Genomic DNA, 21,573 nt, shown 5'->3' with positions numbered 1-21,573 from the left:
TCCGTACCGCACTCCCCCACAGCCATGCCCTCCTCCGGGTCCCGCAGACGTGGCGCCCTCGCCGCGCTCGCCGCCGCGGCCTCCGTGCTGGCACTCGGCGGTGCCGCCATCACCCCCGCCTCCGCGGCCACCCCGGCCGTCGGTGTGATCCAGGGCGCCGGTGCCGAAGGCGCCATCAAGGACAGCTACATCGTCACGCTCAAGGACAGCGCCGGTTTCCGCGCCGCGTCCAGCAAGGGCAAGGCGCTCGCCACCAAGTACGGCGCCGAGGTCGAGCAGACCTACACGGCCGCCCTCAACGGGTACGCGACCGAGATGACCGAGGCCGAGGCCAAGCGGCTCGCCGCCGACCCGGCCGTCGCGTCGGTCGCGCAGAACAAGACCGTCCACATCAACGACACCCAGTCCGGGCCCACTTGGGGCCTCGACCGGATCGACCAGGCCGATCTGCCGCTCGACTCCGCCTACACCTACCCGTCCAGCGCGGGCAGCGGCGTGACCGCGTACATCATCGACACCGGCGTACGGATCACGCACACCGACTTCGGCGGCCGGGCCTCGTACGGCTACGACGCCGTCGACGACGACTCCAGCGCCGACGACGGCAACGGCCACGGCACGCACGTCGCCGGCACCGTCGCGGGCACCACCTACGGTGTCGCCAAGGCCGCGAACATCGTCGCCGTGCGCGTGCTCGACGACGACGGTTCCGGTACGACCGCAGGTGTGGTCGCGGGCATCGACTGGGTGACCGAGAACGCCGAGTTCCCGGCCGTCGCGAACATGTCGCTCGGCGGCAGCGCGGACTCCACCCTCGACACCGCCGTCGCCAACTCCATCGCGGCGGGCATCACTTACGCCGTCGCGGCGGGCAACGACAACGCCAACGCGTCGAGTTACTCACCGGCCCGTGTCGCCTCCGCGATCACCGTGGGCGCCACCACCAGCGCCGACGCCCGCTCGTCCTTCTCCAACTACGGCTCCACGCTGGACATCTTCGCGCCGGGGTCGAGCATCACCTCGACGTACAACACCTCCAACTCGGCCACCGCGTCCCTCTCCGGTACGTCGATGGCGTCCCCGCACGTCGCCGGCGCGGCCGCGGTCTACCTCGGCGAGAACCCGAGCGCCACGCCCTCCGCGGTCACCTCGGCGCTGACCTCGGCGGCCTCCGCGTCCACCCTCACCAGCGTCGGCACGGGCAGCCCCAACCTGCTGCTCCAGGTGACCCCGGCCGGGGACGACGACGGTGGGGACGACGGCGGCGACACCGGTACGGCCTTCGAGTCGACCACCGACGTCTCCATCCCGGACGCCGGCTCGGCCGTCTACTCGCCCGTCACCGTCAGCGGCCTCACCGGCAGCGCGCCCAGCGACCTGTCCGTGTACGTCAACATCGTGCACACCTACCGCGGTGACCTGGTCATCGACCTGGTCGCCCCGGACGGCTCCACCTACCGCCTGAAGAGCAGCAGTTCCTCGGACTCGACCGACAACGTCGACGCCACCTACACGGTCGACGCGTCCAGCGAGACCACCGTCAACGGGACCTGGCAGCTCAAGGTCCAGGACGTGTACAGCGCCGACACCGGCTACATCAACAGCTGGAAGCTCACCTTCTGATCCACCTCAGCAGCTCTGCCGGATGACAGAAGCCGTGCGCCCCGGGGACACCACTCACCCGAGGCGCACGGCCGTTCCATGGGGATCCGCTACGGCTGCTGGCCCCGCTGCTGCGGAATCAGCGCCGACGCCGGTGCCAGCGCCCGGCCGCCGCCGCCCACCGCCTGCAGCTCGTGCTCATGCACCGGCATGTCGTCGCGCAGCAGGTTCTCGGGGATGAGGACGGCCGCGGTGACGCCGCCGTTCGGGGAGTCGCGGAGTTCGACGCGCAGGCCCTGGCGTTCCGCGAGGCGGTTCACCACGAACAGGCCGATCTGCTTGGCGTCGAGGAGGTCGACCTTCTCCGACTGGATCTTGCTGTTGGCGTCGGCCATCGCGTCCTCGTTCATACCGAAGCCGCTGTCCTCGACCTCGATGAGGACGCCGTCACGCAGCCGGGCCGCGCGCAGCTGCACCTTGGTGCTGGGCGGGGAGAACGAGGAGGCGTTCTCGACGAGTTCGGCGAGCAGATGGATGACGTCGGCGACCGAGCCGCCGTTCAGGGACACGCGCGGGACCGCCCAGATCTGGACGCGGCTGCCGTCCTCGATCTCGGCCACGGCCGCGCGCAGGGTGTCCGCCAGCGGGATCGGGTCCCGCCAGCCACGGCCGGGCGCGATGCCGGACAGGATGAGGAGGCTCTCGGAGTGGCGGCGCATCCGGGTGGCGAGGTAGTCGACGCGGTACAGCTCGTGCAACTCGGCTGCCTCGCGCGGGCGTTGCTCCAGCTGGTCGAGGATGTCGAGCTGGCGGTGGAGCAGCACCTGGCTGCGGCGGGCGAGGCTGACGTACACGCCCGAGATGCCGCTGAGGAGTTCGGCGCGCTCGGAGGCGGCCTTGAGCGCGGCGCGCTGCACGGCCGTCAACGCGGTGCCCACCTGGGCGAGTTCGTCTCCGGCGAGGCGGCGCATCGGGGCCTCGGCGTCGATGTCGACGCCCTGCCCGGCGTGCAGCCGCCGCATGGCCTGCGGCAGCCGCCGCCCGGCGACTTCGAGCGCCGAGTTGCGCAGATCCAGCAGCTCCACGATCAGCCCGCGCCCAACAGACACAGAGACGAGCAACGACAGCAGCACACCCACCAGGCCCAGCACCACGGCGATTCCGGAGGCGCCGAGGGTGTCCCAGCCGAACGGGTTGGCCTTGGCGGCGGCGGCCGTACCGGCCTCGGTCTCGGCCTTGCCGAGGGCACGCAGCACACTGCTCGCGGACTCGTCCCAGCCCTTCAACAGACCGTCGGCCACGGCCGATTCACCGGGTCCTGCACTGCGTACCCGGTTCTCGACCGCTGCCATCTGCCCGTAACTCCCGCTCTCCAGCAGAGCGTTGTACGCCTTCTGGTGCTCGGGCTTCAGATCGGCGACGGCCGGCTCCAGCAGACCGCGCTGGACGGTGACCGCGCCGACGAACAGCGCGTACTGCTCGTCGGTGAGCGTTCCGGCGGCGGCGCCCGCCGCGAGGAGCGCCTGCTCCTGGGCCAACGCCTCGCGGGCACGGGAGAGTTCGAGCACGACACGGGCCTCGGAGGCGGTGGTCGTGCCCTTCTCCCCGGTGAGCGCGCCGGTGACGGCGAAGGCGTCCTCGACGATGCCGGTGTACGCCGTGTAGGCGTCCTGCGTGGCGTTCTTGCCGCCGCCCTCCTGAGACGCGCGCAGTGCCGCGAGCCCCTTGGCATCGCCGGTGAGCTTGTCGAGGCGTTCGGGGAGCGCGGAGTTGAGGAGCGCGGCGTCGGAACTGGCGGAGTTGATGCCGTCGAGCAGGGCCTCGGTGGCCTTGTCGGTGACCGTCCGGGTCCGCTTCAGGACATCGGCGTCGCCGGTGGCGGCGGTCCGCTCGGCCTGTATCGCGGTGACGAAGTCGGCGACCGGGGCGAGCAGTTCGGAGTTGACGTCCTTGGCCCGCTCGGCATCACCGATGGTGGACGCGGTGGTGACCGCGGCAAAGCTCCACAGAGCCATGAGCGAGACGACGGGCAGCATCAGCAGGGCGACGATCTTCGCACGGACGGATCTGGGGCGGAGTCGTTCGGAGGTACGAGCCATACTCATGGAAACCTCGTTGCCTTTGGTCTTTGTTTTCAGCCCGTCCGGCGTTTGAGGACGAGCGCGTTCAGCGCGAAATGGGGGGGTCTGGGGGCGCAGCCCCCAGGGGACGGGAATGGGTAGGGGCGGCGGGGGCGAGAAAAATCAGGCGGTGGACAGCTCGACCTCACGCAGCATCTCCGCCGCGAACGCCGCCTCCGCCCGCTTCCCCGTAGGCGACAACGCGACATAAGCCGAAGCCAGGAACAGGAACGACCCGAGCAGCACAGCCAACGGGAACAGGAACTCCGTAGACGTCGCCCCCGGCAACTCCGCACTGCTGGGCGCCAACGTCACATCAACCGCGAACATCGCGGTGTAGTGCATGCTGCTCACCGCAAGCCCCATCACCAGCGCCGCAACGGTAGCGAGCACAGGCCCCCGCACAATCAGCGTGAGCGTCAACGCGGCGGTGGCGGCGACAACAGCGATCGCCACGGACGCGATGACGAGCAGCGGGTCGTACGAGATGGCGCCGTGCAGATTGAGCGCGTACATCCCGGCGTAGTGCATCGCGGCGACCCCGAGCCCGGCACCAAGCCCGCCGAGGATCACGGACCTGACCCGGGAGCGCCCGTACCCGGCGGTGAAGACACCGGCGGCGACGACGGCGATCGCGATGACAAGGCTGAGGACGGTCAGCGGAACGTCGTAGCGGATGGGGGTGCCCTCGACGCTGAAGCCCATCATCGCGACGAAGTGCATGGTCCAGATGCCCGACCCGATCGCGAAGGAGGCCAGCGTCAGCCAGTTCCGCTTGGAGGCGCCGTCCGATTCCAACGCCCGTACGGTGCAGCGCAGTCCGAGTGCGGAGCCGAGACAGGCCATCGCGTAGGAAAGAACGGGGGTGACCCATCCGGCACTGAAGTGGTCCATGTGACCCATGGGGGGAGTTCCTCTCGCCCAGGTAGTACCGCCGGTAACAGGGAACCGGGATCGGCCGATCATGCCACCACTTCCCATGCGCCAGATGGCGCGAAAGGGACCTTGGGGTGGATTGACGGAAATTCAAATACGGTGATGTAGGTAACAGTTGGCCCGAATTTTTATGCAGGTCAACGACAGATGAGCCGACTTCAGGCCGACCCCTCAGCGCTCTTCAGCACCATTACGCATCGACGCTAATGAGCCATGATCAAGTAATTACGGAGACTACTTGCCGGCGACGGCCGTACGGACCTCGCCCAGCAGGTCGTACATCGTCTGGCCGGGGCAGTCGGTCGCCAGCCAGTCGCGGTGGCCGCTGATCGCGTTGACGTCCTTCGTCACGCCGTTGACCGGGTTCACATAGGTCAGCTTCGCCTGCGGGTCCAGGCCCTTGAAGCGGGCGATCACCTTGATCAGGCGGATCAGCGACGCCTTGGCCGCGTCGGTCGGCGGCTGGGAGACCAGGTTGCCGAGCAGCGCGATGCCGAGGTTGCCGGAGTTGAAGCCGCCGGTGTGGAAGGCGGTGACGAGGTTGCCGTCCGCGTCGAAGGCCGGGACGAGATCGTCGCCGGAGTAGCGGCCCTCGTAGACGACACCCGCCTCGTCGATGAGGAAGTGGTAGCCGATGTCGCCCCAGTCGAGGGTGACCGCGTGGTACTCGTAGATGGCCCGCACGGTCGCCGCCGGGTCGGGGTCGTTGTTCACGCCGTCCGTGTGGTGGACGGTGATCGTCTGGAACGGGTAGTACACCTCGGGCGAGTTGACCTTGCCGTCCTTGTACCGCTTCGACTCGTCCGCGCCCCACGCCGGCCGCGACAGGTACTGCACTCCGCGCACCCGGGTCGGCTCGGTCGGCACCCGGAAGGTCTTGTCGGCCCCGCCGGTCGTGTCGATCGCCAGCGACCGCACCCCGCTCACGCTCGCGCCGTCGGGCAGCTTCAGCTCGTACGCGGTGGCGTCCCCCGCCGCCACCAGCGCCGTGCCGCCGCCCTCGACGGTCGCGCAACCGCTGCCCAGGTCCTGCCACTTGCCGGGCGCCGAGTCGCCGTCCGCGAACTTGATCCCGGCGCCGTCCGCCGCTCCGCTCCAGCGCACACCGACGTACGAGATGGCGAACGCGGCGCTCGCCTCGGCGGTGCCGGCGGCGGCCTCGGTACGGGTCGCCGGGAACTTCTGCGGCTCGGTACCGGCGGCGCCGGACGCGCTGTCCGTCGTAACGGACGCACCGGAGTCGCCTCCGCTGCCGGCCGCGAAGACCACCGGGGTCAGCGCGCCGCCGACGGCGACGGCACCCGCGGCGCCGATCATGCCGCGCCGGGTGAGGGGGACTTTCCGACGATGGGAAGGGGGAGGTACGGACACGGAGATGCCTTCCGAAAGTGCTGGGGGAGGTGGCAACTCAAGGGGGACCCCACGCCGCGCGCACTCATGGAACTCATGGACTCATGACTCATGACTCATGATGAGATCTGCGACGGCGAGTGCTTGAAGTTGAAAAAACCCTACGTGTCACGCCCACCCCACCCGCACCTCCTGATGCCAAGGAACGGTGAATTCCCTGTGGGGATCGGGCAATTCGGGTAACCCGAAAGTAACTCCCTGTACACGCTGTTACAGCACGCTGGCGCCCGGTGCCGGCCCCGCCGCAACCCGTACGGACCGGCACGTGCCGGACACCGACAGCGCCTCCGCGACCTGCCGCGCGGCCACCGCGTCCCGGGCGAGAAACGCCGTCGTCGGACCGGATCCCGAGACCAGGGCGGTCAGGGCACCGGCGGCGCGGCCGGCGTCGAGGGTGTCGGCGAGGGCCGGGAAGAGGGAAAGGGCGGCGGGCTGAAGGTCGTTGGAGACGGTCGCGGCGAGCGCGTCCGGGTCACCCTTGGCGAGCGCGTCGAGCAGCTCGGGCGAGGCGACAGGCACCGGAACCTCACTGTCAGCAACCGCGACCAGCCGGTCGAACTCCCGGAAGACGGCGGGCGTCGACAGCCCGCGCTCCGCCATGGCGAACACCCAGTGGAAGTCACCGCCGGTCTCCAGAACGGTCAGCTTCTCCCCACGCCCGATCCCCAGTGCGGCACCCCCCACCAGACTGAAGGGCACATCGCTGCCCAACTCGGCGCAGATGTCGAGGAGTTCGACACGAGAGGCGCCGGTCCCCCAGAGCGCGTCGCAGGCGAGCAGCGCACCGGCGCCGTCCGCACTGCCGCCCGCCATCCCCCCGGCGACGGGGATGTCCTTGGCGATGTGGATGTGCACGGCGGGCGTACGGCCGTACCGCTCGGCGAGCGCGACGGCGGCACGGGCGGCGAGATTCGTACGGTCGAGAGGCACTTGGTCGGCGTCCGGGCCCTCACAGGTGACCCGGAGCCGGTCGGCCGGGGTGACGGTGACCTCGTCGAAGAGCCCGACGGCGAGGAAGACGTTGGCGAGGTCGTGGAAGCCGTCGGGGCGGGCGGCACCGACGGCGAGCTGGACGTTGACCTTGGCGGGAACCCGTACGGTGACGCTCACAGCTGCCCGGACTCCTCGTCGTGGTTCTTCTCGCTCTTCTCCTGGACCTTGTTCTCCGCGATACGGACGAAGTCCTCGACGCCGATGGACTCGCCGCGGGCCTGCGGGGAGACACCGGCGGCGACGAGGGCGGCCTCGGCGGCGGCGGCCGATCCGGCCCACCCGGCGAGCGCGGCGCGCAGGGTCTTGCGCCGCTGGGCGAAGGCGGCGTCGACGACGGCGAACACTTCGAGCCGCGAGGCGGTCGTCTTGAGGGGCTCGGCCCGCCGGACGAGGGAGACGAGCCCGCTGTCGACGTTGGGCGCGGGCCAGAAGACAGTGCGCCCGATGGAACCGGCCCGCTTGACCTCGGCGTACCAGTTGGCCTTGACGGAGGGGACGCCGTACACCTTGGACCCGGGCGGCGCGGCGAGCCGATCAGCGACCTCGGCCTGCACCATGACGAGAGTCCGCTCAATACTCGGAAATGTCTCCAGCATGTGCAGCAGCACGGGCACGGCGACGTTGTACGGCAGATTGGCGACCAGTGCGGTGGGCGGGGGACCCGGCAGTTCGGTGACGCGCATGGCGTCGGAGTGCACGAGCGAGAACCGGTCGGCGCGGGTCGGCATCCGGGCGGCGACGGTGGCGGGGAGCGCGCCCGCGAGCACGTCGTCGATCTCTACGGCGACGACCCGGTCGGCGGCCTCCAGCAGCGCGAGGGTGAGGGACCCGAGCCCCGGCCCGACCTCGACGACCACGTCGTCGGGCCGCACATCGGCGGTGCGCACGATACGGCGGACGGTGTTGGCGTCGATGACGAAGTTCTGCCCGCGCTGCTTGGTGGGCCGGACACCGAGGACATCGGCCAGCTCACGGATGTCGGCGGGGCCGAGGAGGGCGTCGGAGGAGGCATCGGGGGCGGGGCTGGTACTCACGGGTCCAGGGTACGGGGGGTGGGGGGTGGGGGTGCGCAGTCGGGCTGGGGATCAGCAGGACCTCGATGGGCCGCCGCCGGTGTCACCGGCACGTTGTCAGTCGCTACTGGTAGAACTCCCGTACGTCTTGCCCACCTGACACGTCGCACGGCAGGAGCAACCCGAATGAGAACCCAGGACCACCACCTTGAGGGGCTGTACGGTCTCCCCGCCTTCACGTTTCCCGCGCCCGGCGAGACAACGAGGCTGCCTGAGCCAGACGCCGTGGCCTGGCGGATCGGTTACGAGAGGTGGACGTCCGAGGAGCCGTGGGCGGAGACGTTCGGCCGCTTCTGCGCCGAGGTCGACACCACGCGCGTCCGTGCTCTGATCGTCGGCAACTGGCACGACATGGAATCCGACGATCCCTCCGAGGTCATTGAAGCGCTGTTGAGCAAGCGTGACCGGCTTCCCGCCCTCCGGTCGATGTTCCTCGGTGACATCACGGACATCGAGTGCAAGCTCTCCCGGATCAGCCAGACCGACGTCACGCCGCTGCTGGCCGGCTTCCCCGCGCTGGAGGAATTCGGGGTGCGCGCGGGGGAGGGCGTCAGCATGGAAGGAGTGATGAGGCTGGAGTTCCCCGCTCTGCGCCACACCGCGCTGCGCAGGCTGACCGTGGAAAGCAGTGGTCTGCCGGTTGAGGTCGTGCGTGGTGTGGGGGCGAGCGACCTGCCCGCGCTGGAGCACCTTGAGCTGTGGCTGGGCAGCTCGGACGAGGGTGTGGACTGTTGTGAGGTGGCCGACCTGGAGCCGATCCTGTCCGGTGCGCGGTTGCCCCGGCTGCGGCACCTGGCCCTCCGCAACAGCGAGATCCTGGACGAGGTCGCTGCCGCCATGGCGTCCGCCCCGGTGGTCGCCCGGCTGGACGTGCTCGACCTGTCCCTGGGCACCCTGGGCGACGACGGCGCCGCCGCCCTCCTCGGCGGCCAGCCGCTGACCCACCTCAAGAGACTGGACCTGCACCACAACTTCCTCAGCGAGCCCTTCCGGCAGCGCATACGCCAGGCACTCGAACCCGCGGGCGTCGAGATGGACCTCGACCAGGACGACGCCGAGTCGTACGTGGGAGGCGACGGCACCGTCTGGCGTGAGATCTGCGTGGGGCCAGTCAGCTACTGAGGGTTCCGTGTTTCGCCGGTCGGGTCCTGGTCGGGTCCTAGTCCGGGAGTTCGAGCATGGGTTCACCGCAGGACTGGCACTCGGCGTAGACATCGAGGTCGTTGAGGGTCAAGGCCTCGGGTAGGGCACGACGGTAGGCATCCGCGATGTCGCCGGGAAGATCGTCCGAGACTTCCCCGAGGCCGCCGGAGCACATGGCCACGAGGCCGATGACGTACAGACAGGTAGTCATCGCGCTCACCAGCAGGAAGACCACGGGCGATGCCGACGAGATGCGGCACCGAGGCGTAGGCCGCCGGCCAGGCGGTGCCCTCGGAACACAGGTACGGCCACAGCTCGTTGAACCGCCCACCGGACGCGGGGTGGTCCACCAGATACCGCAACTCGTCGGGCACGAAAGGCGCGTCCTCCGTGCCCTTCCCCTCGGACCAACCTCGGTGGGACCTCAACGGGGGTTCAGCGCATGCCTGGCCGCGTTGATGACCTTCTGGGCGTCGGCCCCGTACACGGCCGACTCGGACAGGGTCTTCCAGACCCGCAGGTAGGTGGCGATGCTGTCCGAGTCGTCGAGCCACAGTTCCGCGTGCCAGTCCTCGACAATCACGAGGCGTTCGTCGTAGACCCAGAAGCTGTTGCCCGGCCAGATCTTCAGCGAGGCGCTGAACGGAACGATGCCGAGTTCGACGGTGTCCAGGCCGATGACGCCGGCCAGGTGGTGGAGCTGCGCCACGAGAACGGGTGGCGGGCAGACCAGGGAGCGCAGAGCGCCCTCCCACATCATGATCCGGTACTTGCGGCCTCGCTGGTACAGCTTCTCCTGTCGCTGGATTCGGGCACGTACCGCGTCCTCCGTGTCCCGTGGCGACCGCATGAGTTCGGCGTGCCGGGCGAAGACATGGCGGGCGTAGTCCGGGATTTGCAGCATGCCGGGGATCAGGCAGTTCTCCCAGATGGTGAGGACCCGCGTCCGCTCGTGTTCCGCTGCGGCGGCGTCCTGGACGGACTTGTGCCCTGAGGTCAGTTGGCGACGCCATGAGCGGATGTGCGATTCGAACCCCGCCAGCCTGGCCCGCAGTTCGTCGTATGCGGCGGGCTGGCCGCATGCCTCGGCCCACTGCTGAAGGTCTTCCGGGGTGGCCGTCTGCTTGCCCAACTCCAGCTTCGAGACCTTCGAGTTGGGCCAGCCGAGTTTCCGGGCGAGCGCGATACCGGTGAGCCGACCGTCAGGGGCGGACAGCCGAAGTTCCCGGAGCCGCACCCCGAGCCCTTCGCGGGCCTGCTGATAGTCCGTGCTCACCGGCACCCACCTGCTTAGTCTCCCTTCGCAGCCAGTTGTGCCGCGAAGTCCTTGTACGGAACGGCGTAGTGCTGCGCGACGTCGCGCAGCCGGTTGTACTGGTTGACGCGCGCCGGCTCCGAGATCAGCTCGGCACCCGTGAGGTTGTCATCATCGTCGAAGACGCACAGGGCGACGATGTGCGAGTCGAAGATCCAGAAGTCCTCGTCAGGGAGGTTGACGCGCTGGGCGTCCTCCCGCCACATGTTGCGGACGTCTTCGCCCAACGCATCGTTGTACGCGGCATGCGCGAGGAGGTACAGCTGTCCCTCGCTCGGCGGGTTGTCGACGATGCGGACGCGTCCGACGGCCGCGCCGTCCCGTGTCTTGGGGCTGATGGTGCGGGCCCACTGCCCTTCCATGTCCCACGTCGGCGTCTCGCCCCGGGCGAACTGCGCGTACGTGTCGGTCTGTTCGTCGACCGTGTAGCGGCGGCGCATCTCCAGGTGCCAGGCGCTGTGCTGGAAGTTCTCGAACAGCCGGGCGAAGGTGGCCGGGTCGATGATGCGGGGTTCGGTGTCGCGGTCCTTCGGCCCGAAGTCGATCAGCGTGTTGCGGGGCATCACGATCGGGATCTCGTCCTCGTCGATGTGCTGGAGCTGGGCGAGCGCCTCGGGGTCGGTGAGACGCGGCCCGTGCACGATGACCTCGCCCGTGTCGAGATCCTCATGGATCGCGGGGCAGGAACCGCCGCCGCTGCCCGTGCCGTTGAAGCGCAGTCGTCGGGCCATGACCAGAGTCCTTTCGCCGGAAGCCGATCACCTCAGCATCACCGGGTCGCCCGCTCCGAACCATGGGGTTCTACCACCTTTGTGAGAAAAACCGAGCCAAGCAAGAGAGGGCACGAGAAATATCGAGAAAACACCGTCGCGCGCCTCAATCCCTCGTCCCTAACGTCCCGTTCATGACCAAGAAGGAGCTGCGGGACCTCGACCCTCATGCGGCGATGGAGTCCCTGCGAACAGCACTCATCGAGAACGACATCGTCCTCCCCTCCCTGAGCGTCGACATCGCGTCCCCTGATCTGAAGCTCGTCGAGTTGGGGCGTGTGCGTGCCGACGTGGCCGAACGCCTGGCCCAAGCACTTCAGCGAGGGGGCCGAGAGTGACGGAGGCGACGGAGAAGCCGCCGACGATGCTGAGTCATGGCGAACTGCCATACCCGGCGGGGACCCTCGTGGTGGACACCGTCTCTGAACGGACGGGGCAGTTGGTCGGCGTGATCGAGGAACGTCTCAAGGAGTCGGGCAAGGTGGTCAGCCGGCAAGGGTTCCTGCGGCCGGAGGGTGGCGGCAGGGAATGGGATGTGCCGCTCAACCGAATCGAGATCGCGAGGGGTGACGGGTGACCACCCCGACCAAGGTCGCTGCCCTCCTCGGGCCTGGTGACCACATCGGCTATGAGGGGCAGTGGCGCACGGTGAAGACCACCAAGACCGACATCGGCGCGATGGGCGGCCTGTTCGTGGTCGTCGCCTGGGAGGAGGGCGGCGCGGACCGATTCCGAGCGGGTGATGAGCTGCTGGTGAGCGAACCGGACTCCGCCTGACCACTACTTGAGCCCCACCCACATCCACAGACTCGGCCACCCACGCGACGGTGAGTTCCCGCTCGGGTTCTCACCCACCCGGCCCGGTCCTGTCGGCCCTACGAGCCCGGGACACGCAGCTGGCTGGCGTGGTCCCGACGCTACGAGGGGAAAGGCCGGCCCCCGTCCGCTCGAAGGGCGAAAGAGGCGTTGCAGATGGGCGACTTGACGGACTCCACGAAGGAAACGAAGGCACCCATCGGGAAGGCGAGGGCCGCTCGCGTCGGGGTCTTGGAGTCGCGGACGGCTATGCGTGTGCGCGAGTTGGCGATCTCCACGCAGCCGTTGCCATCGCCGCCGCCGGAGTAGGACGACTTCCGCCAGTTGCCGAGGGTGTCCATGGAATGCCTCACAGCTCCTTCGCCAGCCTATGGATGAGGTCCCGCGACCGTTCGGGGTCAAGCGCCACCCCCTCCACTCTACGGAAATGCGTTCGGAAGACGCCGAGTTGAGCCTCGGAGTCGATGAGGACCGCGCCATGGGGGGCATCGCGTACCACGGTGTCCAGCTTCGGAACGGCACCGCCCACGTACAACATGGCGCTTCCGGTGTCGGCGAAGCTGTCCAGGTCGAAGGGGATTACGCGCACGGTGATGTGTTCGGCGTCGGAGAGTTCCAGAATGCGGGCGAGCTGGACCTGCATGGCGGCACGGCCGCCGACCTTGATCCGCAGCGCCGCCTCGTGGATCAGCGCTTGGTACGGAACTGGATGAGCACCCTCGAAGATGACTCGCCGCTGCATACGATGCCGGACGCGCAACTCCAGCTCACTCTCAAGGAGTTCGGGAACGCGGCTCGAAAAGAGCGCGCGTGCGCAGTCCTCCGTCTGGAGCAACCCAGGGATGTGCAGAAGGTCCACGTCCCAGCGGTAGTTGGCGTGGTATTCCAACTCGGACAGGTCGAGGAACGACGTGGGCAGCAGGCCCCGGTACTCCTCCCACCAGCCGTGCGTCCGGTCGGTCGCCATCGCCACCAAGGCTTCGATCAGCTCGTCGTCCGTACAGGAGTACTGAGCCGCGAGCCGACGCACTCGATCCTCACTCACGCCCGCTGTACCGAACTCGATCTGGCTGATCTGGGCCGAGTCGGTCCCGAGCAATGCAGCGGCTTCCAGTCCCTTGAGTCCTGCTGCCTCGCGTAGTTTCCGCAGCTCGGAACCCAGACGCTCCTGGCGCGCCGTGGGCTGCTTTCTACGTGCCATGTAGTTCTCCTTGCGCCCAACTGCCCTGGTGCAGGGACCTCGTTCGAGGGCAGATTACGACAACGACTTGCACGGTCCCAAATTATGGCCCTACCGTCAGTGACGCGACGCACACCCTGCGGAACCCCGGGACCCCCGGAAGCGCACCACTCCGCCCTGCCAGGACGGCTGCGGCATGCCACCGCCCGCCAACCCCGCAACCCCCCACCACCGAACGGGAGTTGACGCATGCCCGAAACCGACAAGGACCCCCAGCCCGCCCCCTGGGAGTACTCCCTCTACATCCCCAACGACCCCCGAGCCGTCACCGTAAGTCGCCGCACCCTCCGCCTCATCCTCACCATGCACGGACTCATCGGCCTCGTCGACGTAGCCGAACTCCTCGCCACCGAGCTGGTCAGCAACGCCGTACGGCACACCAAGGGCCCCGCCGCCCTGCGCGTCCGCTGGTCCGCCGGCGTACTCCGTATCGGAGCGTGGGACGCCGACCCCCAACCGCCGCAGCCTCCACAGGAGTTGACCCATCTCGTCGACTCGGAAGACGGACGAGGCATGGGCATGATCCAGGCCTGTTCCGACCTCTGGGGATGGCAGCCGCTCTCCCGGTTCGGGCACCGGGGCAAGTACGTCTGGTGTGAACTCGCCGTCGCCTAACCGCAACCGGAGGCGAAGGACGAAGGCGGCTCAGCCGTGCAACCGCCCCCCACAATGCGGCCAAGGCCCCGCCCCCCGCTTCACATACAACTTCTTCGCCCGGAACGTCTGTTCACTCACCGTCGCGTCCTGCGGGCGCCCCGCACCTCCGAGGCTCTGCCAGGTCTGTGTGTCGAACTGGTACAGCCCCCCGTACGTCCCCGACGGGTCCACCGCGTCAGGGCGCCCCCCGGACTCGCACGCCGCCAGCGACCCCCAGTCCAGACCATCCGCCCCCTGCACCGACGTCGGCAGCGGTTTCGCGCCCACCCTCACCAGCTGGGCCCTTGGCCGGCGCACCACCTCCGTCCGCACCCGGCGCGGTTTGCCCTTCACGCCGTTGACCGTGCGCACCGCGAAGGTGACCCGGCGCAGGCCCGGTCGGCCCGCCTGGTCGACCACCTCCGTGCCCTTGAACAAGGACATGTCCTGGGTGCGCCGGACGTCGTAGGGGATCGGCTCCTCGCGTACCTCCTTCGTGCCCGTCACCCGCAGCACCGTCACCGTCTGGCCGTCGCGCGGGAAACTCGCGGCGGCCACCGAGATCGTGTCCTCGCCGCGGAGCGTGATCCCGGCCTCCGCCACCGCCTCGCCGACCGTCGCCACGTTCGTACGGATCGTGCGGGCCCGGCCGTCCGCCATGATCGTGACCGTGCGCTCGGTGCGGACGTCGATGGTGAGGCCCTGGCGACCGATCTTCTGGGAGCGCGCGAGCGACAGGTACGCGCCCTCCGCACGCACCCCGAGCTGCCTGAGTGCCTCGTCCACCGTCCGCGCCGTCGTCCACAGCTCACGCCGTTCACCGTCCAGAGTGATCCGTACGGGTCGCCCGTAGTGGACGCGGACCTCGTCGCCGCTGGCCAGCGCGGTGCCCGGCGCAGGGGCGACGACGTCGTGGGCGCCGACCGCGACCCCCTCGTCGGCCAGCAGTTCGGTCACGTCGTCGGCGAAGGTGTGCAGGGTGCGCGGCTTGCCGTCGACGCTCAGCTCGATCGCCTTGTCCTTGGCGACGAAGGCCGTCGTACCGCCCGCCAGGAAGGCCACGACGAGCGCCTGCGGGAGCAGCCTGCGGATGGCGTCCGGCCGTTCGGAACCCTTGCGGCGCCTGGCCGCCCGACGATCCCGGGCCCTCCCGCCGACCGCCTGCTGGGGGAGGGTCGGTGGCGGCTCGTAGGCGGGCCGGTACGTGTCCTCGTACGGCAGCGGCACCGTCACTGGCCCCGGCATCGACATCCCGTACGCCACCGTCTCGGCGGCGTGCGGGTCATACCCCTCGTACGGCTCTGGCCCGCTGACGGTGCTGTACGTCTCGTACGGCGGCGAACTGCTCACGACGACACGCTCCAGGTTCCGGCGACGGGCACCAGAACCTAGCGGAGCGGCCGTCACTCTCCAAAGCGACGCGACTACGGAGCGTCAACGCACGTGAGTGCGTGTCAGTAATCGAAGGCGCGTGCGGTGTTCGTCGCGATCGCCGTCGCCAGGGTGTCCTCGTCGATGCCGCGTACGTCGGCCATCGCCCGCAGGGTGATCGGGATGAGGTAGGGAGCGTTGGGGCGGCCTCGGTACGGCGCCGGGGTGAGGAAGGGGGCGTCCGTCTCGACCAGGACCAGCTCCAGGGGGGCCACGGCCAGCGCGTCGCGCAGTGGCTGGGCGTTCTTGAAGGTCATGTTGCCGGCGAAGGACATGAAGTAGCCGTTCGCCGCACAGACCTCGGCCATCTCCGCGTCGCCGGAGTAGCAGTGGAAGACGGTCCGCTCAGGGGCGCCCTCCTCCTTCAGCACCCGCAGGACGTCGGCGTGGGCGTCCCGGTCATGGATGACCAGCGCCTTGCCGTGCCGCTTGGCGATCTCGATGTGGGCGCGGAAGGACCGTTCCTGGGCCGACTTCCCCTCCGGGCCGGTACGGAAGTAGTCGAGCCCTGTCTCTCCCACACCCTTGACCTGCGGGAGCCCGGCCAGCCGGTCGATCTCGGCCAGCGCCTCGTCCAGGGCCGCAACTCCGCCGGGGACCCGCGCGCCCTGCCGGGACCAGCCGTCCGGATCGCCGTGGACGATCCGGGGCGCCTCGTTCGGGTGCAGGGCGACGGTCGCGTGGACACTCTCGTACGTGGCCGCCGTCTCGGCCGCCCACCGCGAGCCCTTGATGTCACAACCGACCTGCACGACCGTCGTCACCCCGACCGAAGCGGCCTTGGCAAGCCCCTCCGCGACGCTCCCGGACTGCATGTCGAGGTGGGTGTGGGAATCGGCCACCGCCACACGGAGGGGCTCGGGCAGCGGCGGTGCTTCGGCAGTTTCGGACTTGGCAGGCATGCCCCCGATCCTACGAAAGAGGCATGCCTGCAACTCCCTAAGGGGCGCGGGGAACCGCGCGACCAGCCCCCACCGGGGCCGCAGCCAACAAACTACCCAGCCGCCGGAACTAACTGGCCTTGCGATGGAACGGGTGGAGAAGATCCGAGAAGTGCCAGTGATGCGGTTCCTTCGGCACCTCGACAGCCCCGACAGCCCCGACAGCCCCGTCGGCCGCAGGCGCCGCCTCAGGAGCCGACCGCTGCCGCTGCCGCTGCACCGACCGCTGCACAGCGGACACCTGCCCCGCCCGCATGATGCGCACCACATGGTTGTCGCAGTTCTGGCAGGTGGGCCGGGTCAGCGGCGACGGCACGACCCGGCCGTCCGCCACGTACATCACCATGTCGGCACCATTGCCGTCGACGTGATGCTCGATCTCGTACGACTGTTCCCAGCCGTGCCCGCAACGCATGCAGGCGAAGGAATACGACTCGTGAACGACGGCGGTGGCCGTGCTGCGGTGGCCGGTGATCTCGCTCATGCCAGCTCCTCTTGTCCGCTGGACACAGGACGGGTGCGTCCCTGTGAACCAGTGGACGCCTCCACCGGCGTGAAGGCATCAGCCCCTGTCGACTGTTGAAGGCGTTTTGGGCATTCCTTGTGGGAACAGCCCGGATCCGAGGCCTGCCCTTTGCCGTTCGCCGCCCGCCTTTGCCCCGCTATGGCGTGACGGACGCCGCATTGGCGGCATTCTTCGCGGCCACCACCGCGTCGAACACCTCCCGCTTGGGCACCCCCACCTCGGCGGCGACGGCCGCGATGGCCTCCTTGCGCCGCTCCCCCGCCTCCTCGCGCACCCGCACCCGCCGCACCAACTCGGCCGCGTCGAGCCCCTCCGCGCCCTTCTCGGAGGCGCCCTCGACGACGACGGTGATCTCACCCCGTACGCCCTCCGCCGCCCACTCGGCCAGCTCGCCCAGCGGACCGCGCTTGACCTCCTCGTACGTCTTCGTCAGTTCGCGGCAGACGGCGGCCCGTCGGTCGGACCCGAACACCTCCGCCATGGCGGCGAGGGTGTCGTCGAGGCGGTGCGGGGCCTCGAAGTAGACGAGCGTGCGCCGCTCCTCGGCCACCTCCCGCAGCCGCGACAGCCGTTCGCCCGCCTTCCTCGGCAGGAAGCCCTCGAAGCAGAAGCGGTCGACGGGCAGCCCGGAGAGCGCGAGCGCGGTGAGAACGGCGGACGGACCGGGTACGGCCGTCACCTTCACATCGCGTTCCACCGCCGCGGCCACCAGCCGGTACCCGGGGTCGGAGACGGACGGCATCCCCGCGTCCGTGACCAACAACACCCGCGAGCCGCCGACCAACGCCTCCACCAGCTCGGGGGTGCGCGCGGCCTCGTTGCCCTCGAAGTACGACACCACGCGCCCCTTGGGCTGCACCCCGAGCGCCTGCGTGAGCCGGCGCAGCCGCCGGGTGTCCTCGGCCGCGATGACGTCGGCGCCGGACAGCTCCGCCGCGAGCCGGGGCGGCGCGTCCGTGATGTCGCCGATGGGTGTGCCCGCCAAAACCAGTGTTCCTGTCACGTTTCCATCCTCGCAGGGCCCCAAGGACCCCTTACACGGGACGCACACAGCGCTGTTCCCTACGATGGCGCGGTGACCAGTACCGCGCCCTCCACGGACACCCGGCATAGCGCATCCTCGCCAGAGCAGCGGCCGTCGTGGCAACAGCGGCTGCGCCGCTACGGATACACGGCGAAGCCGAGAAGCGACGTCCGGGACCGGCTGGTGCCGCCGTACACCGCGCCGAGCCCCCGGTTGTGGGCGACCCTCGGGGTGCCGCCGACCCTCACCGACCGGATCAACCGATGGTCGGGCTGGGGCGGCCCGCTGCTGGTGACGCTGCTCGCGGGCCTGCTGCGCTTCTGGGACCTGGGCAATCCGAAGCGGGTGATGTTCGACGAGACGTACTACGCGAAGGACGCGTGGGGTCTCATCCACCGCGGCTTCGAGGTCAACTGGGACAAGAACGTCAACGACCTGATCCTGAAGTCCGACGGGAACGTCCCGATCCCGTCCGACCCGGCCTATGTCGTGCATCCGCCCGTCGGCAAGTACGTCATCGGGCTCGGCGAATGGATGTTCGGGTTCAATCCGTTCGGCTGGCGCTTCATGACGGCGCTGCTGGGCACGCTGTCCGTCCTGATCCTGTGCCGGATCGGCCGCCGCCTCTTCCGCTCGACCTTCCTGGGCTGCCTGGCGGGCGCCCTGATGGCCGTGGACGGCCTCGCCTTCGTGATGAGCCGCACCTCGCTGCTCGACGGCGTCCTGCAGTTCTTCGTCCTCGCCGCCTTCGGCTGCCTGATCATCGACCGCGACAAGGCCCGCGAACGGCTGGCGGCGGCGCTACCGCCGGACGCCGACGGTGTCGTACGGCCGGACGCGCACGTCGCCGAGACGACCCGCTTCGGCTTCCGCCCCTGGCGCTGGACGGCGGGCCTGATGCTGGGCCTGGCCATCGGCACGAAGTGGAACGGCCTGTACATCCTGGTCGCGTTCTGTGTGATGGCGGTGCTGTGGGACGTCGGCTCCCGCAAGGTCGCCGGCGCCCGCCACCCGTACGAGGCGGTCATCAAGCGCGACCTGGGCTGGGCGTTCCTCGCGACGGTCCCGGTCGCGATCCTCACGTACATCCTGTCCTGGACGGCGTGGATCCTCTCCCCGTCGGACGGCACCGGCGGCTACTACCGCAACTGGGCGGCCACCGAGGGCAAGGGCGGCAGCTGGACCTGGCTGTTCCCGGACTGGTGGCGCAGCCTCTGGCACTACGAGCACGCGGTGTACGAGTTCCACGTGGGCCTGAGTTCCCCGCACAACTACCAGTCCAACCCGTGGAGTTGGCTCGTCCTGGGCCGCCCGGTCTCGTTCTTCTACGAGTCCCCCGCACCCGGCAAGGACGGCTGCCCCACGGACGCGGGCGAGCAGTGCGCCCGCGAGGTCCTGGCCCTGGGCACCCCCCTGCTGTGGTGGGCGGCCTGCTTCGCGGTCCTGTACGTCCTGTGGCGCTGGCTGTTCCGGCGCGACTGGCGCGCGGGCGCGATCGCCTGCGCCGTCGCGGCGGGCTACCTCCCCTGGTTCATGTACCAGGAGCGCACGATCTTCTTCTTCTACGCGATCGTCTTCCTGCCCTTCCTCTGCCTGGCCGTGGCGATGATGATCGGCGCGATCGTCGGCCCACCGGGGTCGAGCGAACGCCGCCGGGTCGTGGGGGCGGCGGGCGCGGGCGTACTGGTGCTGCTGATCGCGTGGAACTTCATCTACTTCTGGCCGCTGTACACGGGGACGGCGATTCCGCTCGATTCGTGGCGTTCGCGGATGTGGCTGGACACCTGGGTCTAGTCACTCGGGTCCTGTCGCTCTGGTCACTCTTGGGCCAAGAAGACGGGAACTTCCCTCACAGCAGCCCCTCAGGCCACTTACAGTGCTGTGGCCAACGGGGAGGGAAGTTACACATGCGCAAGGGAGCGAAGGCCGCCGTCATCGGGACCGTGTTCACGGTGATGGTCGGTGGGGCCGGGTACGGCGCGTTCAACGTCGTGTCCGCGCTCAGCGGGGACAGCGGTACGGGCGTGAAGACCGGGCCGCCGTCGAAGGACGAGATCGCCGAGGCCGGCGAGGAGTTCTTCGCGGCCTGGGAGAAGGGGCAGGCGCAGGCCGCCGCCGACCTCACCAACAACGCGATACCCGCGAAGAACCTGCTCACCGGGTACAGCGCGGACGCGCACATCACCGGGGTGAAGATCACCCCCGGAACGGCCACCGGAGCGACCGTGCCGTTCTCGGTGAAGGCCACGGTGTCGTACGAGGGGAAGAGCAAGCCGCTCGCCTACAAGAGCAGCCTGACGATCGTCCGGGGTACGACGACCGGGCGGGCGCTGGTCGACTGGAAGCCGTCGGTCGTGCACCCCGGCCTCGCCGTCTCCGGGGACAAGCTGGTCACCGGGGAGGCCGCGAACCCGCCGATCGAGGCCGTGGACCGGGACGGCAAGGTGCTGACGAAGGAGAAGTACCCGTCGCTCGGGCCGATCCTGGACACGCTGCGGGCGCGCTACGGCGACAAGGCGGGCGGTACGCCGGGCATCGAGCTGATGGTCCGGCACGCGGACACCGAGACGGCCGACACCTCGCTGCTGACCCTCTCCGAGGGCACCCCGGGCAAGCTCCCGACGACGCTCAGCGCGAGCGCGCAGGCCGCCGCCGAGAAGGCGGTGAAGCAGTACTCCGAGTCGTCCGTGGTCGCCGTACAGCCGAGCACGGGTGAGGTGCTGGCGGTCGCCAACCACCGTGCGGACCAGTTCAACGCGGCCTTCGAGGGCACGTTGGCGCCGGGCTCCACGATGAAGATCCTCACGTCGGCGATGCTGATCGACAACGGTGTCGCGACGATGAACAGCCCGGCGCCCTGCCCGCCGACCGCGACCTGGCAGAGCCAGACCTTCAACAACCTCAAGGGCATGGATCCGAACGAGGGCGCCACCCTCGCCAATGACTTCCTGCGCTCCTGCAACACCGGTTTCATCAAGCTGATCGACGGCACCGAGGCGAACCCGCTCACCGACGAGTCGCTGACGACCGAGGCCCAGGAGCGGTTCGGGCTCGGGCAGGACAACTGGAAGACCGGGATCACCTCCTTCGACGGCAGCGTCCCGGCCTCCCCCGGCCCGGACCGCGCGGCCAACGCGATCGGGCAGGGCCAGGTCCAGATGAGCCCGCTGAACATGGCGTCGGTGACGGCGACGGCGATCACCGGTGAGTTCCGCCAGCCGTATCTCGTATCGCCGGACCTGGACGACCGTGAGCTGGCGACGGCGAAGGGGCTGCCGGCGAGTACGTCCGCGCAGCTCAAGGAGATGATGCGGATGACGGCGACCCAGGGCACCGCCCAGGAGGCCATGTCCGGGCTGAGCGGGGACATCGGCGCGAAGACCGGGTCCGCCGAGGTGGACGGGCAGGACAAGTCCAACAGCTGGTTCACCGGGTTCCGGGGCGACATCGCGGCGGCGGCCATGACCCTGGAGGGCGGCCACGGCGGCGACGCGGCCGGCCCGATTGTCGCAGCCGTGCTACGGACCGGCGGCTGAACTCACCCGCACAGGACGGGACTCTAGGGTGGTCGTTGTCGTTGAGGTGTAAGTGAGGGCA

22 protein-coding genes are annotated in these 21,573 nt (G+C 69.3%); 8 read left to right on the top strand and 14 right to left on the bottom strand.

Features of this window, described 5'->3' with window-relative positions; translation table 11 throughout:
• The first annotated feature begins 24 nt into the window (after window positions 1–24).
• Window positions 25–1,623 (top strand): S8 family peptidase, encoded by a 1,599-nt coding sequence (locus LUX31_RS27510; protein ID WP_235480079.1) that lies wholly within the window; start codon window positions 25–27, stop codon window positions 1,621–1,623.
• Window positions 1,624–1,712: 89 nt separating this feature from the next.
• Here LUX31_RS27510 and LUX31_RS27505 read toward each other — a convergent pair whose 3' ends face one another.
• The 5 genes from LUX31_RS27505 to rsmA all read right to left on the bottom strand — a co-directional run bounded on the left by LUX31_RS27505 (window position 1,713) and on the right by rsmA (window position 8,095).
• On the bottom strand, window positions 1,713–3,701 hold the full coding sequence (locus LUX31_RS27505; RefSeq protein ID WP_443046077.1) for a sensor histidine kinase: 1,989 nt from the start codon (window positions 3,699–3,701) through the stop codon (window positions 1,713–1,715).
• A gap of 144 nt (window positions 3,702–3,845) precedes the next feature.
• Window positions 3,846–4,625 (bottom strand): MHYT domain-containing protein, encoded by a 780-nt coding sequence (locus tag LUX31_RS27500; RefSeq protein WP_235477999.1) that lies wholly within the window; start codon window positions 4,623–4,625, stop codon window positions 3,846–3,848.
• Window positions 4,626–4,892: 267 nt separating this feature from the next.
• On the bottom strand, window positions 4,893–5,975 hold the full coding sequence (locus tag LUX31_RS27495; RefSeq protein WP_235477998.1) for a peptidoglycan recognition protein family protein: 1,083 nt from the start codon (window positions 5,973–5,975) through the stop codon (window positions 4,893–4,895).
• Window positions 5,976–6,278: 303 nt separating this feature from the next.
• A complete protein-coding gene (locus LUX31_RS27490; RefSeq protein WP_235477997.1) occupies window positions 6,279–7,178 on the bottom strand; it encodes a 4-(cytidine 5'-diphospho)-2-C-methyl-D-erythritol kinase in 900 nt (299 codons plus the stop codon).
• Window positions 7,175–8,095 carry a 16S rRNA (adenine(1518)-N(6)/adenine(1519)-N(6))-dimethyltransferase RsmA gene (gene rsmA, locus LUX31_RS27485; protein ID WP_235477996.1) on the bottom strand — a complete coding sequence of 307 codons (921 nt, stop codon included), beginning with the start codon at window positions 8,093–8,095 and terminating at the stop codon, window positions 7,175–7,177. The genes LUX31_RS27490 and rsmA overlap by 4 nt, the downstream gene beginning before the upstream one ends.
• A gap of 165 nt (window positions 8,096–8,260) precedes the next feature.
• Here rsmA and LUX31_RS27480 point away from each other — a divergent pair, with 165 nt between their 5' ends.
• Window positions 8,261–9,256, top strand: a complete 996-nt coding sequence (locus tag LUX31_RS27480; protein ID WP_235477995.1) for an STM4015 family protein — start codon at window positions 8,261–8,263, stop codon at window positions 9,254–9,256.
• Window positions 9,257–9,293: 37 nt separating this feature from the next.
• On the opposite strand, the gene LUX31_RS27475 is transcribed toward LUX31_RS27480, so the two are convergent.
• From LUX31_RS27475 to LUX31_RS27465, 3 genes are all read right to left on the bottom strand, one after another.
• On the bottom strand, window positions 9,294–9,488 hold the full coding sequence (locus LUX31_RS27475; RefSeq protein ID WP_235477994.1) for a hypothetical protein: 195 nt from the start codon (window positions 9,486–9,488) through the stop codon (window positions 9,294–9,296).
• A 213-nt stretch (window positions 9,489–9,701) separates the two neighbouring features.
• Window positions 9,702–10,553, bottom strand: coding sequence for a helix-turn-helix domain-containing protein (locus LUX31_RS27470; RefSeq protein WP_235477993.1), 852 nt, complete (start codon window positions 10,551–10,553; stop codon window positions 9,702–9,704).
• A gap of 14 nt (window positions 10,554–10,567) precedes the next feature.
• Window positions 10,568–11,323: a DUF6879 family protein gene (locus LUX31_RS27465; RefSeq protein WP_235477992.1), complete on the bottom strand. Its 756-nt coding sequence runs from the start codon at window positions 11,321–11,323 to the stop codon at window positions 10,568–10,570.
• A gap of 173 nt (window positions 11,324–11,496) precedes the next feature.
• Here LUX31_RS27465 and LUX31_RS27460 point away from each other — a divergent pair, with 173 nt between their 5' ends.
• From LUX31_RS27460 to LUX31_RS27450, 3 genes are read left to right on the top strand one after another with little or no spacing between them, the layout of a single operon-like run.
• On the top strand, window positions 11,497–11,700 hold the full coding sequence (locus LUX31_RS27460) for a hypothetical protein (protein ID WP_235477991.1): 204 nt from the start codon (window positions 11,497–11,499) through the stop codon (window positions 11,698–11,700).
• Complete coding sequence (locus LUX31_RS27455; RefSeq protein WP_235477990.1) at window positions 11,697–11,939, top strand: hypothetical protein; 243 nt, start codon at window positions 11,697–11,699, stop codon at window positions 11,937–11,939. The genes LUX31_RS27460 and LUX31_RS27455 overlap by 4 nt, the downstream gene beginning before the upstream one ends.
• Window positions 11,936–12,139: a hypothetical protein gene (locus tag LUX31_RS27450; protein ID WP_235477989.1), complete on the top strand. Its 204-nt coding sequence runs from the start codon at window positions 11,936–11,938 to the stop codon at window positions 12,137–12,139. The genes LUX31_RS27455 and LUX31_RS27450 overlap by 4 nt, the downstream gene beginning before the upstream one ends.
• A gap of 140 nt (window positions 12,140–12,279) precedes the next feature.
• Here LUX31_RS27450 and LUX31_RS27445 read toward each other — a convergent pair whose 3' ends face one another.
• Complete coding sequence (locus LUX31_RS27445) at window positions 12,280–12,519, bottom strand: DUF397 domain-containing protein (protein WP_235480078.1); 240 nt, start codon at window positions 12,517–12,519, stop codon at window positions 12,280–12,282.
• Window positions 12,520–12,527: 8 nt separating this feature from the next.
• Window positions 12,528–13,379, bottom strand: a complete 852-nt coding sequence (locus tag LUX31_RS27440) for a helix-turn-helix domain-containing protein (RefSeq protein WP_235477988.1) — start codon at window positions 13,377–13,379, stop codon at window positions 12,528–12,530.
• A 228-nt stretch (window positions 13,380–13,607) separates the two neighbouring features.
• Here LUX31_RS27440 and LUX31_RS27435 point away from each other — a divergent pair, with 228 nt between their 5' ends.
• Window positions 13,608–14,033, top strand: coding sequence for an ATP-binding protein (locus tag LUX31_RS27435; RefSeq protein WP_235477987.1), 426 nt, complete (start codon window positions 13,608–13,610; stop codon window positions 14,031–14,033).
• A 30-nt stretch (window positions 14,034–14,063) separates the two neighbouring features.
• On the opposite strand, the gene LUX31_RS27430 is transcribed toward LUX31_RS27435, so the two are convergent.
• From LUX31_RS27430 to rsmI, 4 genes are all read right to left on the bottom strand, one after another.
• Window positions 14,064–15,404 carry a ubiquitin-like domain-containing protein gene (locus LUX31_RS27430; RefSeq protein ID WP_328285700.1) on the bottom strand — a complete coding sequence of 447 codons (1,341 nt, stop codon included), beginning with the start codon at window positions 15,402–15,404 and terminating at the stop codon, window positions 14,064–14,066.
• A gap of 104 nt (window positions 15,405–15,508) precedes the next feature.
• Window positions 15,509–16,387, bottom strand: coding sequence for a TatD family hydrolase (locus tag LUX31_RS27425; protein WP_235477986.1), 879 nt, complete (start codon window positions 16,385–16,387; stop codon window positions 15,509–15,511).
• 109 nt (window positions 16,388–16,496) lie between these two features.
• Entirely contained in the window at window positions 16,497–16,910 is a 414-nt protein-coding gene (locus LUX31_RS27420) for a hypothetical protein (RefSeq protein ID WP_235477985.1), read from the bottom strand.
• Between the two features lie 178 nt (window positions 16,911–17,088).
• A complete protein-coding gene (gene rsmI, locus LUX31_RS27415; RefSeq protein ID WP_235477984.1) occupies window positions 17,089–17,955 on the bottom strand; it encodes a 16S rRNA (cytidine(1402)-2'-O)-methyltransferase in 867 nt (288 codons plus the stop codon).
• 72 nt (window positions 17,956–18,027) lie between these two features.
• Here rsmI and LUX31_RS27410 point away from each other — a divergent pair, with 72 nt between their 5' ends.
• Together LUX31_RS27410 and LUX31_RS27405 are read left to right on the top strand one after the other, a co-directional pair.
• Complete coding sequence (locus tag LUX31_RS27410) at window positions 18,028–19,770, top strand: dolichyl-phosphate-mannose--protein mannosyltransferase (protein WP_235477983.1); 1,743 nt, start codon at window positions 18,028–18,030, stop codon at window positions 19,768–19,770.
• A gap of 113 nt (window positions 19,771–19,883) precedes the next feature.
• Window positions 19,884–21,512 (top strand): penicillin-binding transpeptidase domain-containing protein, encoded by a 1,629-nt coding sequence (locus LUX31_RS27405; RefSeq protein ID WP_235477982.1) that lies wholly within the window; start codon window positions 19,884–19,886, stop codon window positions 21,510–21,512.
• Window positions 21,513–21,573: the final 61 nt, after the last annotated feature.

Origin of the sequence: Streptomyces sp. GQFP, assembly GCF_021545335.1 — a bacterium.
Taxonomy (GTDB): Bacteria; Actinomycetota; Actinomycetes; order Streptomycetales; family Streptomycetaceae; genus Streptomyces.
This window is presented reverse-complemented; position numbering and strand designations above follow the sequence as displayed.